Source organism: Aquabacter spiritensis (assembly GCF_004346185.1).
Lineage (GTDB): Bacteria > Pseudomonadota > Alphaproteobacteria > Rhizobiales > Xanthobacteraceae > Aquabacter > Aquabacter spiritensis.
The window spans coordinates 17,479-30,680 of the sequence record NZ_SMAI01000017.1 but is presented as its reverse complement, the minus strand read 5'-3'; the positions used below and the strand labels follow the sequence as shown (position 1 = coordinate 30,680).

At 69.5% G+C, this 13,202-nt stretch carries 11 protein-coding genes and 2 pseudogenes; 1 reads left to right on the top strand and 12 read right to left on the bottom strand.

The window, feature by feature from the left end:
• From EDC64_RS24070 to EDC64_RS20600, 3 genes and pseudogenes are all read right to left on the bottom strand, one after another.
• A pseudogene (locus EDC64_RS24070) lies at positions 1-2,030 on the bottom strand (hypothetical protein); the annotation flags it as partial.
• 368 nt (positions 2,031-2,398) lie between these two features.
• Entirely contained in the window at positions 2,399-3,382 is a 984-nt protein-coding gene (locus EDC64_RS23930; protein WP_245504819.1) for an AraC family transcriptional regulator, read from the bottom strand.
• Between the two features lie 146 nt (positions 3,383-3,528).
• Positions 3,529-3,756 (bottom strand): annotated as a pseudogene (locus EDC64_RS20600) (UDP-galactopyranose mutase); the annotation flags it as partial.
• Positions 3,757-3,912: 156 nt separating this feature from the next.
• Between EDC64_RS20600 and EDC64_RS23925 the strand changes: the two are divergent.
• A complete protein-coding gene (locus EDC64_RS23925) occupies positions 3,913-4,242 on the top strand; it encodes a hypothetical protein (protein ID WP_245504818.1) in 330 nt (109 codons plus the stop codon).
• 30 nt (positions 4,243-4,272) lie between these two features.
• On the opposite strand, the gene EDC64_RS20590 is transcribed toward EDC64_RS23925, so the two are convergent.
• The 9 genes from EDC64_RS20590 to EDC64_RS20550 form a co-directional block, all read right to left on the bottom strand.
• Positions 4,273-5,250, bottom strand: a complete 978-nt coding sequence (locus EDC64_RS20590; RefSeq protein WP_132034938.1) for an NAD(P)/FAD-dependent oxidoreductase — start codon at positions 5,248-5,250, stop codon at positions 4,273-4,275.
• Between the two features lie 384 nt (positions 5,251-5,634).
• Positions 5,635-6,138, bottom strand: coding sequence for an ureidoglycolate lyase (locus EDC64_RS20585; RefSeq protein ID WP_132034936.1), 504 nt, complete (start codon positions 6,136-6,138; stop codon positions 5,635-5,637).
• A gap of 11 nt (positions 6,139-6,149) precedes the next feature.
• A complete protein-coding gene (locus EDC64_RS20580; RefSeq protein ID WP_132034934.1) occupies positions 6,150-7,400 on the bottom strand; it encodes a Zn-dependent hydrolase in 1,251 nt (416 codons plus the stop codon).
• Between the two features lie 64 nt (positions 7,401-7,464).
• Complete coding sequence (locus tag EDC64_RS20575) at positions 7,465-8,475, bottom strand: ABC transporter ATP-binding protein (protein ID WP_245504817.1); 1,011 nt, start codon at positions 8,473-8,475, stop codon at positions 7,465-7,467.
• A complete protein-coding gene (locus EDC64_RS20570) occupies positions 8,472-9,914 on the bottom strand; it encodes an amidase (RefSeq protein WP_132034932.1) in 1,443 nt (480 codons plus the stop codon). Before EDC64_RS20570 ends, EDC64_RS20575 begins: the two co-directional genes overlap by 4 nt.
• Positions 9,911-10,126 (bottom strand): hypothetical protein, encoded by a 216-nt coding sequence (locus tag EDC64_RS20565; RefSeq protein ID WP_132034930.1) that lies wholly within the window; start codon positions 10,124-10,126, stop codon positions 9,911-9,913. Before EDC64_RS20565 ends, EDC64_RS20570 begins: the two co-directional genes overlap by 4 nt.
• Positions 10,127-10,256: 130 nt before the next feature.
• Positions 10,257-11,300: an ABC transporter ATP-binding protein gene (locus EDC64_RS20560; RefSeq protein WP_132034928.1), complete on the bottom strand. Its 1,044-nt coding sequence runs from the start codon at positions 11,298-11,300 to the stop codon at positions 10,257-10,259.
• Positions 11,297-12,184 (bottom strand): ABC transporter permease, encoded by an 888-nt coding sequence (locus tag EDC64_RS20555; RefSeq protein WP_132034926.1) that lies wholly within the window; start codon positions 12,182-12,184, stop codon positions 11,297-11,299. Before EDC64_RS20555 ends, EDC64_RS20560 begins: the two co-directional genes overlap by 4 nt.
• A gap of 4 nt (positions 12,185-12,188) precedes the next feature.
• The gene (locus tag EDC64_RS20550) at positions 12,189-13,133 is read right to left on the bottom strand and encodes an ABC transporter permease (RefSeq protein WP_132034924.1); all 945 of its coding nucleotides are present in this window, start codon (positions 13,131-13,133) and stop codon (positions 12,189-12,191) included.
• Positions 13,134-13,202 lie beyond the last annotated feature (69 nt).

Sequence of the window (13,202 nt, the reverse complement as noted above, 5' to 3'; positions counted from 1 at the left end):
TTCCCTTCACCAGACACGACGCCCGACAGCGTCGTCGTGGTGCCCCCGGCGGTGTCGATCGTGCCGCCCGCCTCAGCGGTCCCGTTGATCTTGACGGATCCGGTCAGCGCCAGATCCACCGTCGCTTCCAGCGTGCCGCCATCGAAGGTCAGCCCGCCGGTGCCCAGCCCGGCGGCATCGGAAACCGACAATGTGCCTTGAGACAGCGTCGTCCCGCCACCATACGAATTGGCCCCGGTCAAAATGAGCTTTCCGCTTCCGGTCTTCTCAAGAGCGCCGGAGCCGCGGATGACGTTGGCAAGCGTCTGGTCGCTGGTCGTCCGGATGTTGAGCTTGGTCGAGGATGTCGACAGGTAGATGTCACCCGTGAGCGTCGCGCCCGTTTGCATCTGCAAGGTGTTGTAGCCGCCAGCCAGGTCGAGGGCAGACGCTTGGATATTGGTAAGGGCGGCCAGCCCGCCAGAGACGCTGCCCGACGCGCCGATGGCGATGTTGATGTTCTCCCCTTTGATGCCGACGCCTCCACTCGAACCGACCCCTCCGGAAACCGAAGCGTTGACGGTAATCGAGGTGTTCACCGCGTCGATACCGATGCCGCCGACACCTTGCCTTCCAGCATTGTACCCGCCCGTGCCGCTCCCGCCCAATCCTCCTGTGCCGCCGGTCACCGCAGCGTTAACAGTCACGGACTGGGTTCCTCCGGGAATTGTGGGGCTTGTGGTGCTTGCGAGCAGGAGTCCCCGGCCGCCAGCCCCACCGGCTCCTCCCTCAGAACCGCCCGCGCCGCCCGCGCCGCCCGCTCCGCCCGCGCCGCCCGTCACGGCTTGCGAAACAAGGATGGAGATCGAACCCACCTCTCCCGAGAGGCTGAGGCCGTCTCCGCCCTCGCCGCCGGCGCCGCCCATGCCCGAGTTGGCCGAAGTCGAAGTGCCGCCTGTCCCGCCCGCACCGCCAATGGCGACAACACCACTCTCGACATAGCCCCCGAAAAAGCCCGCCGGCGAGACCTCAATGGCGAATCCTGTACCGCCCGCTCCTCCAGAGCCGCCGGGCACAAAGACTGCCGATGTTGGCGCGCTATCGCCGCCCTGCCCGCCGATCACGCTTCCCTGGCCCGTGATGAAGGTCATAATGGGAGCGCCAGTGAGAAGAACGCCATTGCCGCCGGAACCGCCCGTGGATCCGAGGCTGCCCACTCCGCCACGGCCGCCAACCGCTCCGCCGATGGTGTCAATGGTAATTCTCCCACCGGCCACGGTAACGAGCCCGCTGCCGCCTGCACCGCTCGGTCCGCTGGCGGGATTGACGATGTTCGTGGTTCCCCCCGCTCCACCTGTGACCGAGGTGACGGTTACGTTGCCACTTTCCAGCAGGACCAGTCCTGAGCCCCCGTTTCCCCCGGCGCCGCTAAGTCCGGGTATGATACCGCTGCTGCTGGTCGCGCCCCCAGCCCCCCCAGTGCCGCCCACGATGTCGGTGGTGAACGTCGCATCGCTCAGTCCGCCGGTGATCACCGCGCCGAACCCGCCGCCGCCGCCGCCGCCGCCGCCGCCGTAGCCATAGCCGCCGGCACCGCCGGCGCCGCCATTGCCGCCCGTCAATGTGCCATGCGCCGCGCTCACGAAGCTGGAATAGGAGCCGACAAAAGCATGCGCGCCACCGCCGCCGCCGCCGCCGCCGCCGGACTGCGCGTTCGATCCCGCGCTGCCATTGCCGCCCGCGCCGGCTGCCCCAGCCCCGCCCGAAGCACTGCTGGCGGCACCGCCCCGCCCACCCGTCTGCCCGCTTCCCCCGCCCCCGCCGCCCTCTCCGAACTCGCCCGCTTCGCCCGTAGAAGCCGGGCTGGCCGAGCCACCGTCGGCTACGCCACTGCCACCGTTGCCGCCTCGGCCCCCCTCACCGTCGGACGCGAAAGCCGGAGCACTCAGATGAGAGACCAACACCAAGCTGGCCGCCGAAGCGAGGAGCGCAAGACGCAAGGAGCGGCGCCGTTCAATCCTGGCTTCCGAAGACGTCTTGACCTGCCGCATGGTGACTCTCTTTCCTAATTTACGGTGGACACGCGGGCGCGGCGCCCGGCCGAAGCGGCCGAAGCTGAAGCGCTCACGGAAAATCAAAGGAAGAAGGAGCGATCCGCCCGCTCCGATCATGCGCGCGGCAGGGTGCCCCCACACCGCGCGTATGATCGGAAACAGCCTCCCCCGCCGACTGACGCGCCACGTTAGCCAAAGGCGAAAACCGCCAACAACCGGGTTCGCGAACCCAGTGTCCTGTTTGCGAACCGGCGCAACGAAAAATTAACGGAGCTTCGACGCAGGGACCACGCGACCTGCTCATGCCCGCGCACGGCTTCCCGGGCGGGGCCGGCCGGGTGCTGCGTCGAGGGCTACGGCGCGGGTCAGCTCACGGCGCGACGCCGGCGGGTCTCGGACGGCAATTCGCCGAAATGGGCTTTGTACTTCTGGGAAAACTCGCCGAGATTGCTGAAATACTGAGATGCAATTGTGGAAATACTGACTTCAGCCGATTCGTTGAGGATGTGGGTGCGCACGGCTTCCAGCCGGCGGTCGCGGACCCATTGCATCGGCGAGCAGCCGAACTTTTCCCGAAACGCATATTGCAGCACCCGGGGCGAGAGGCCGCCGACGCTTTCCAGCATGGTGAGCGTGAGCTTCTTGTCGAGATTGGCGAGGATGTAGTCGCAAACGTCGTCGACGCGGGGACGGCGCGGCATCCGCTCCGCCGCAGCGAGGAACGCCTCTGGCTGCATCCACATGACGATGGCGCGGTGGAATGCGTCGTCGAGCCCGCTCCGGGCGAGAACCGTGGGCTCCTGGACACACCCGTCGATCGCGGCGAGCAGGCGGCGGAACAACACATCGAAACGAAAGCCACCACGACCGAACGCAAGCGGCTGCGACACACGAAGATCAGGCGGCCGATGGTCGCCGTTCAGCATGTGCCGCGCCAGGGCGGCGATCTCCGCCTCGTCGATGATCACGCCCAATACGGAACGGCGCGTGGAGAATCCGACCGCATCCGCGCGCGAGATGAAGGCGCCGCCCTCCCCGGCCCGCCATCGAACGGAGCGGCGCTCCTGGATGGTCTCTCCCTCCCCGTCCATGGGAATGATGAAGAAGCTCTCGGCCACGCTGGAAACGCGATAGCGCACTGCCGAGCAACTGTTGGCCGACAGCCTGAGGCGCCCCACCTGAAGTCCCGCGGAGAGGCTGCGGAAGGGGTCGGCGGTCCGCCGGGGACGGTATTCCACCCGCGCGGTGCCGAACGTGTTCAAACGCTCCGACATGGCTTCGGCGTCGACCTCCTCCCACGGGGCGGGCGCCACGAACGCCAGTGGCGGCAATGTCGTCTTGTTCGGCATGCAATCGTCCCCTCCGGGCCAACGATGCACAACGATATCGAAGAATTTAATACCTCAGACAAGGGGTTGTATTCCGCAACGTTATTTCGGCGCCCACCGCCACAGTCCTTCGCGGGCGGCGGCGTCTCGGCCGCGCCGGCGCTCCCTCACGCCGATTCCAGGCGCGCCTGCGGATCGATCGCACGCGGAATGCTGTCGTCGATCCGACGGAAGGTCGCGAGCGCCTGCCCGACGACTTGGTCCATATTGTAATAGCGATAGGTCGCGAGCCGCCCGACGAACCATACGTTCGGCGTCGCTCTGGCAAGCTCCTCGTAGCGGGCGTAACGGGCCGCGTTCTCGGCACGCGGCACCGGATAATACGGGTCGCCCTCGACCTCGTCAGCGGCCGCATGGCGCCCGAGCTCGGCGGACAGCCGGACCTGCTCGATATCGTCGGGGTCAATTTCTACCCGCACAATCAATGGGTTTACCGCGGCGCCACGATCCCCTTCGGCCACCACGCCTATCGTGCGTTCCGGGATATGCTTTTGGAAATCCACGCCCGCTATGGCCGTCCGCTCCTGGTCGCCGAGACCGGGGCGGAGGCGAGCGCCCGCGCCGCGTGGATGCACTATGTCTGCGGGGAGGTCCGAGCGGCGCAGCATGCGGGCGCCGCCATCCTCGGGATCTGCCAGTATCCCATTCTCGATTATCCCGGATGGGACAATGGCAGGCGCTGCGAGGTCGGCCTCCTGAGCATGCCGGACAACGATGGCCGGCGGACGGTCTGCACGGCTTTGTCCGAGGAAATCGCGCGCCAGCGGCTGCTGATGGATCCGCTGCCGACCCCCGCAAGGGCGATGGCGCACGCGCGGTGACCGGCCGCAAGCCGGGCGGGCACGGCCCCCTCAGCCGGTCCCGGCGCGGTCTTCCGCGCCGTGCGCGCTCCGGTCGGCAGAGGCGCGCAGACGGTTGTGGATCGTCGTCGCGGCGATCGCCGCATGGCCGACGGCGACGCTCAACTGGTTGAGTTCGTTGACGACATCCCCGGCCGCGAACAGGTTTTGGACGCTCGTCTCCTGGTGGCTGTCGGTGCGCAGGCAGCCACCCGCTTCGGTCTCGACGCCGAGATGGCTCACCAGACCGGTCTGCGGCGTCGCCCCCATCGCGGGATAGAGAATGCCGACGTCGTAGCGCTCGCCGGACACCAGCCGGGCCAGGATCCGGTCGCCGTCCGCGGTGAGGCTGTCCAGGGGACGCTGCTCCACGACGATCCCGGCGGCGCGCAGACGCGGCAGGTCGTCGGCCGGCCAGCCGGACGACGGATCCAGCGGGAGGAGGCGCAGATCGGCGGTGAAGGTGCGCAGGAAGAGCGCCTTGCGCGCGGCCTGCGCGAAGGGGCCGATGACCGTCACCGGCTGGTCGGCGATCTCGTAGCCGTCGCAGACCGGGCAGAAGCGGACATGGCCTTTGTGAACGAGTTCAAGGAGATGCGGGAGGTCGGGCTGGTGGTCGACGACCCCGGTGGCGAGCAGGACGGTGCGCGCCCGCACCGTACCGGCGCCGGTCGCGGCGCGGAACAGGGAGGCGCCGTCGGCCTCCAGACGCGCGACACGGGTGGACACCGGCGTCACGCCGTAGCGCGCCGCCTGGAGGCGCAGGCGGCCGAGCAGGTCCTCCCCGCCTATCCCCTCTGGAAACCCTGGATAATTTCGCGTCCACGGGATGAGAGACGCGCGGCTCGACCCGGCATCGACCAACACCACGCGGCGGCGGAAGCGCGCGAGATAGATCGCCGCGGTCAGCCCCGCCGGGCCGCCGCCGACGATCAGGCAATCGGCCGGCGGGCCGGCGCCGTCCGGGCATGAAGGGTCTGGTTCGCGCATCACCGCCGGGGGATCTCCTGGTGTTTCGGCATCCGGTCGGGGCGAACTTCGCGGCGCGAAACACGCCTGTTACCCCCGTATCAAGTCCGATCCGGAGCGATCAAACGCCCGTATTCCGCGAAACATGCCACCGGATCAAAAACCGCCCGCGCGTCGCTCCATTCCGCGCTCGTCCTGCCCGGCCCGGATGATGTTCGAGCATTGAATGAAGGTGAAACCGCCGAGAACACTTTCCGTTCCACGATACCGGCGATTGTCTGCCGAATCTCGTCCCCGGGAAACCTTCCCGAGCGGAATTCTAGATCTCTTTTCGACAGATAATACCAAGTGTTGCTCTCGCGCAGCCGATCCGCAGTCCGCCGCGCCCGGAGGCGAGGCCCACGCTCAGACCGGCGCGTCCACCGCCACTCGGAACGGGGTGATCTCGGCGAACTCCTCGTCGCGGGGGCCACCGTCGCGCCACATGAAGATGGCGAAGGGCGCGGCGGCGTCGAGGACGGTCAGGGGGGCATGCCAGACATCGGCCCGGAGCGTGATCCCCTGCCCCGCCCCCGGCACGAAGGCCGCGACGCGCGTCATGTCCGGCCCGCCGCCGGCGGCGTGCGGCGCCACCGCCACCAGCCAGCGGCAAAGCGCGAGCGGGACGAAGCTCTGGGAGGAGAAAGCGTGCCGCTCGAACTGCGCGACCGGCACCGGGCGCCCGAGGACGGGCGCAGCGAGGATCAGCGACAGGCTCGCCGCCGCATCCGGGCGCAGATTGGCGAGGCCGCCGTCGAAATAGTCGCGCCGGCCCGGCTGATCCGGCAGGCGCAGCACCTCGCCGAAGGGGGCGAAGGCGTCGGCGGTGAGCGCGCGGGCCACGATCGGGCTCATTGCGATCGGGCTCATTGCCACCGGGCTCACGGCGCCCGGCCCCCGGCGAGCGCCAGAACGGTGTGCAAGAGCACGTCCGCGCCCGCGGCACAGTCGGATTTTTCGGCGGATTCCAGCTCGTTGTGGCTCACCCCGTCCTTGCAGGGCACGAAGATCATCGCCGCGGGCACGATCGCGGCCAGCGAGAAGGCGTCGTGGGCGGCACCCGACACGATGGGGCGGTGGGAGAGGCCGAGCGCCTGCGCCGCGCCGCGCACGGCGGCGACGACGCCCGGATCGAAGGCGGTCGGCGCCTTGCGCCAGACCGGATCGAGGGCGATCTCCACCCGCCGGCGGGCGGCGATCTCGGCGATCTTTGCCGCGAGCCCGCGCTCCAGGGTCTCCAGGATGGTCGCGTCGGGCGAACGGAATTCGGCGGAAAAGGCGATGGCGCCGGGAATGACGTTGCGCGACGGCGTCGCGATCGCCGCCTCGCCGACCGTGCCCACGGCATCCGGGCCGTGTTCAACCGCCAGCCCCTCGACCGCCAGGACCAGCTCCGACAGCGCGGCCAGCGCATCGCGCCGCAGATGCATGGGGGTCGAGCCGGCATGGCTTTCAAAGCCGGTGATGCGGCCGTCATACCAGACGATGCCCTGCCCGCGCTCCACCACGCCGATGGTCGTGCCTTCGGCCTCCAGCAGCGGCCCCTGCTCGATGTGCAGTTCGACGAAGCCGCCGAAGGCCTGGGTGCCGACCGGCATCGCGCCGCGATAGCCGATCGCCTCCAGCGCCGCGCCGGCGGTGATGCCCGCCGCGTCCGTCCGGGAGAGGATGTCCTCCACGGTGAAATCGCCGACATGGGCCAGCGAGCCCATCAAAGCCGGGACGAAGCGCGAGCCTTCCTCATTGGTCCAATTGCACACGCAGAGCGGCACCTCGGTCTCGATCCCAGCCTCGTTCAGCGTGCGCACCACCTCCAAGGCGGCGAGCGTGCCGAGTATGCCGTCGAACTTGCCGCCGGTGGGCTGGGTGTCGAGGTGCGAACCGAAGCCCAGAGGCGGCTTTGCCATGTCCCGGCCGGGACGCAGCGCGAACATGTTGCCGAGCGTGTCCACGGACACGCGCATCCCCGCCGCTTCGCAGGCGGCGCGGAACCAGTCGCGGACCGCGCCGTCCTCCGGCGACAAGGTCAGCCGCCGCACCCCGCCTTTCTCGGTCGCGCCGAAGCGCGCGGTTTCCATCAGCGTGGCCCACAGCCGGTCGCCATCGACCCGCAGATTGGGACGGTCCGTCATGCCGGCACCTTCTTCATGCGAACATCTTCTTCACGCGGACACCTACTTTAGGCCGACACCTTCTTTACGCCGACACCTGCGCGGCGTGCGGCTCGGCGAGGATACAGCGGACCACCCGGCCCGGCGCCAGCTCGATGCGGGGCGGCAGAGCCGTCGTGCAGCGCGGCTGCGCGAAGCCGCACCGGGGCGCGAAGGAGCAGGCGACGGGGGCGTGATCGAGCGAGGGCGGCGTCCCGGGAATGGTTTCCAGCCGCGCGCCCCGCTTCGCGCCGTGCACGGTCGAGGCGAGGAGCCCGCGCGGATAGGGATGGACGGCGCGGCGGACGATGTCGGCGAGCGCGCCGCTCTCGACCACCTGCCCGGCATACATGACCGCGACCTTGTCGCAGATCTCGATGGCGACGCCGATATCGTGGGTGACGAAGATCACCGACATGCCCATCTCGCGCTGCAGCTCGCGCAGCAAAAGGAGGATCTGGATCTGGACCGTGGCGTCGAGCGCCGTGGTCGGCTCGTCGGCCAGCAGCACCTTCGGCTTGCAGGCGAGAGCGAGCGCGATCATGGCACGCTGGCGCATGCCGCCGGACATTTCGTGGGGATAGGCGTCGAGCCGGCGCCTGGCGGAGGGGATGCGCACCAGGTCCAGCATTTCCAGCGCCCGCGCCCGGCCCTCCGCCTGGCTCTTGCCCTCGTGCCGCACGACGGATTCGGCGATCTGATGGCCGATCGTATAGACCGGGTCCAGCGCCAAGGCCGGCTCCTGGAAGATCATGGAGACCGTGCGGCCACGGAAGTCCGCCAGCGTGGAATCGTCCATGGCGAGGACGTCCTGTCCGGCGACTTTCACGCCGCCGCTGATGACCGTGCGCTTCTTCGGCAGCAGGCGCATCAGCGCGCGCAGCGTCACGCTCTTTCCCGAACCGCTCTCGCCGAGCAGGCCGAGCACCTCGCCCTGGCCGAGCGTGAGCGATACGCCGTTGACGGCGTGGACCTTCCGCTCCCCGGTGAAGCGGATGGTCAGGTCGTCGATGGCCACCATGGGCGCGGCGGCGGGCACGATATCCCGCACGGTCATGGCGCCTCCGGCAGGCGGGTGTGGAAATCGGTCTCGCGCTGGAAGGCGGCGCCGATGGAGAGGAGGACGGCCTCTTCGAACGGGCGGCCGATGAGCTGGAGACCCACCGGCAGGCCGGCCGCGGTGAAGCCGGCCGGCACGCTCACCGCCGGCAGGCCGAGATAATTGACCGGCCGGGTGAAGCGCGTCAGGCGCTGGATCATGGCCTCGGCATCGGGCGCGCCGCCGAGATCGGTCTCGGCGATGGTGGGCGCGGGCATGGGGGCGCCGGGGGCCAGCACCGCGTCGAGCCCCGCCACCGCGTCGAGATGCGCGGCGAGCGCGGGACCGCGCCAGCCCAGCGCCTCGAGATAAGTGACAGCGGGGATCGCGAAGCCATTTTCCAGCCGCGCCCGCACCTGCGCGCCATACTCCTCCGGCCGTGCCTTCAGCCAGTGGGCATGGTGGGCGGCCGCCTCGGCGACGAGGATGAGGGTCGAGGCGGCGGACAAGCGGGCCTGGTCCGGCAGGACCACCGGGACGATACGCGCGCCGGCGCGTTCGAGCGTGGCGATCGCCGCGTCGAAGGCGGCCGCCACGTCGGGGTCGAGATCGTCCACATAGAAGCTTTGCGGGATGCCGATGGTCCGGCCGGCGAGCGGCGCGCGCGTCGCGGCGAGATAGTCCGGCACCGGCCCGCCGAGCGCGGTGGGGTCGGCAGGGTCGGCGCCCGCCATCAGCCCGAGCAGGAGGGCGCAATCCTCCACCGTCCGCGCCAGTGGCCCGACCGTGTCGAGCGTCTGGGAGAGCGGCATGGCGCCGGCGCGGCTGATCCGGCCGACCGTGGTCTTCAGGCCCGACACGCCGCAGAAATGCGCCGGCAGGCGGATCGAGCCGCCGGTATCGGAGCCGAGCGCGGCATAGGTGAGGCGCGCGGCCACCGCGGTCCCCGAACCCGAGGAGGAGCCGCCGGTCACATGGTCCGGGTTCCAGGCGTTGCGGGCGGGGCCGAAATGCGGGTTGTGGCCGGTGGGACCATAAGCGAACTCCACCATATGGAGCGCGCCCAGCCGCACCGTGCCGGCGTCCTTGAGCCGCTGGAGCGCGGTCGCGGTGGTCGGCGCGACCCAGTCGCCGCGGATCTTCGATCCGCACGTCGTGACATGGCCGGCATCGTAATACATGTCTTTGTGGGCCAGAGGCACGCCGTGCAGCGGCCCGGCCGCCGCCCCGCGCGCCAGCGCCGCGTCCGCCGCGTCGGCGGCCGCCAGCGCCGTCTCGGCCTCGATGGAGAGGAAGGCGTTGAGGCGCGGCTGGGCCCTCTCGATGCGCGCGAGACAGGCCTGCGTCGCCTCGCGGGACGAGACGCGGCGCGCCGCGATGGCGGCGGCGACTTCGGTCAGCGTCAGCAGCGCGGGATCGGACGGCGCCGAGGACAGGCGCAACGAGGACGCGCTCATTTGGCGAGCTCCCGCATCTGCACGGTCAGGAAGGTCGCGGGTTCGAGATCGAACGGCAGGGTGCCGGACACCGGCGCGAAGGCCGCGAAGGCCGGCGCGACCGCCGCGGCGATGCGCGCCGCCGCCGCCGGCGGCAGATCGAGCCCGGCGGTCCGCGCCGTCGCCGCAACGGCGTCGGGGGTCGGCACGGCAGGCGGGGGAAAGCTGGTCATGACTGCAGGCTCCGCAGGCAGGGGCGGGCCGGACCCGCACGGCGAACCGGACGCGGGCAAGCCCGGGAAGGGGTCCGGAACGGACGGGAGGGATGCGGACGCATGGACCCGCTTGAAGCCATGCGGCGCGTCATGCGGCGGCGCCCGCGGCCGGCGCGCGGCTGTGGCCGGAGCCGGGGACCGCCATCAGGCAGGCGGCGCCGTGGCCGTGCGCGTCCACCGGGGCCAGAGGCGGCACCGTCTTGGCGCAGATCTCTTCGACAAAGGGGCAGCGGGTGTGGAACCGGCAGCCGGAGGGCGGATCGATCGGGTTCGGCGGATCGCCGGAAATCGGCGGGACCTGCGTGCGCGCGTCGGGATCCATCGCCGGCATGGCGGCCAGCAGCGCGCGCGTATAGGGGTGGACGGGGCCGTCATAGACCGCGTCGACCGGCCCCAGCTCCACCACCTGGCCGAGATACATCACCAGAACCCGGTCGGAGATGTAGCGCACCACATTGAGGTCGTGGCTGATGAACAGATAAGTGAGGCCGAATTCCCGCTTGAGATCGGTGAGCAGGTTCAGCACCTGCGCCTCCACCGACTTGTCCAGCGCCGAGACCGCCTCGTCCAAAATGACGAGGCGCGGCTTGAGCGCCAAAGCGCGGGCGATGTTGACGCGCTGGCGCTGGCCGCCCGAAACTTCGTGGGGATAGCGGTTGGCGAAGACCTCGGGGCGCAGGCCCACCTTGGTCAACAGATCGCGCGCGAGCCCCCGGGCATCCGCATCCGCCACGCCGTGGACCTTGGGGCCGAAGGCGATGGAATCCTCGATCGTGAGCCGCGGATTGAGCGAGGCATAGCTGTCCTGAAACACCATCTGCATGCCGCGCCGCAGCTCGCGCAGGCTGAAATCGGCGCCCACGAGCTGGCCGTCGAACAGGATGTCGCCGGCATTGCGCGGCATCAGGTGCATGAGCAGGCGCGCGGTCGTGGACTTGCCGCAGCCGCTCTCGCCGACGATGCCCACGGTCTCGCCCTTGCCGACGGCGAACGAGACGTCGTCCACCGCCCGCACCAGCTTGCGCGCGGCGAACAGCCCGCCGCCGATGGGGAAATGCTTGGTGAGGCCCTTCACGTCGAGCAGAGGCTGGGCGCCGCCGCCCACATCGGCGAGGGGGTCGAGCCCGGTCAATTGCGGATGTCCATGGCGCTGCGCAGTCCGTCGCTGAGCATGTTGAAACAGATGGAGACGGCGAAGATCATCACGCCCGGCAGAGCCGCCACGCCGGGATTGAGATAGATGGCGGTGCGCAGCGTGTTGAGCATCAGGCCCCATTCCGGCTCGGGCGGCTTGGTGCCGAGGCCGAGGAAGGACAGGCCCGAGGCGAGGATCATCGAGACCGAGATCAGCCCGGTCGCATAGACGAAGATCGGGCCGAGCACGTTGCCGAGCATGTGGACCCGCATGATGGTGATCGGCCCGGCGCCCGACGCGCGCGCGGCATCGACGAAATCGAGATTGCGCACGCCGGTCGTCACGCTCTCGGCGACCCGGGTGATCTGCGGCACGAACACCACGGTGAGCGAGACGATGGAATTGACCACGCCGGCCCCGAGCACGCCGGAAATCGCGATCGCCAGCAGCACCGAGGGAAAGGCGTAGAACACGTCCACCGTGCGCATGATGGCGGTGTTGACCTTGCCGCCGACATAGCCGGCCACCAGCCCCAGCGTGGTGCCGATGCCGAAGGCGAGGATGACCGGCAGGATGCCGATCAGCAGCGAGAGCCGCCCGCCATAGATCAGGCGCGAGAGCATGTCGCGGCCGAGTTCGTCGGTGCCGAGCGGATAGCCCGGCGTGCCGATCGGGCGCAGGCGGCGGATCATCGAGCCCTGATAGGGATCCGCCAGATGGAGATAGGGCGCGAACAGCGTGGCGAGCAGGATCAGCAGCAGGATCGCGGCGCACACCATGCTCACCGGATCGCGCGCGAGGCGGCGCACCACCGTCGTCCAATAGCCGCGGGCCTTGTGGACGGGGGCGGCCTGGAGCGCGGCGTCGCCGACGGCGGTCATGGCGTCAGCTCCGCTTGATGCGCGGATCGATGGCGGCCTGCGCCACGTCCACGACGAGATTGAGGAAGACGAAGAACAGAGCGAGCACCAGTATGGTGCCCTGGAGCAGCGGCAGATCGCGCTGGAAGATCGCGGAATTCAGCAGAAATCCGGTGCCCGGCCAGGAGAAGACGGTCTCGATGAGGATCGAGCCGCCGAGCAGATAGCCGAGCTGGAGGCCCATGACCGCGATCGCGGTCGGAGTGGCATTCTTCACCACGTGGCGGAACACCTGCCGCTCGCGCAGCCCCTTGGAGCGCAGCGCCTCGACGAAATCCTGCGAGAGGATGTCGCCGGTGAGGGCGCGCACGGTGCGGGTGACGATGCCCATCGGGATGACCGACATGGTGACGGCGGGCAGGATCAGGAAGCGGATATGCTCCCAGTCCCAGGCCCAGCCGCCGGGGCCCGCCCCCACCGCCGGCAGCCAGTTCAGGGTGACGGAGAAGATGATCACCAGCACCATACCGAGCCAGTAATGCGGCACCGAGACCCCGGTGACGGCGATGCCGGTGGCGAGCTTGTCGATCCAGGTGTTGCGGAAATAGCCGGCGACGAGGCCGAAGAAGACGCCGAAGACGAAGCCGATGACCGAGGCGGTGCAGGCCAGGATGAAGGTGTTGTTCACCGCCCGCATGACCTCGGTGAAGACCGGGCGGCCGCTGGCGATGGAGGTGCCGAGATCGCCGTGCAGCGCCTTCCAGAACCACAGGCCGAACTGCACCGGCAGCGGCCGGTCGAAGCCGTAGGCGGCGCGCATCTGGGCCGCCAGTTCCTGCGAGGCGTCGGGCGGCAGGACCGCGACGAGCGGATCCCCCGGCGTGATGTGCACCAGGAGGAAGCACACCAGCGCCACCGAGATGACGATCGGGATCACATAGATGATGCGGCGGGCGATATAGACGAGCACGGATCACCTTGCGCGCGGGGACGACGGGAACCAGGCGAGCGGGACGCGGGGCGCGCGAACGCCCCGCGC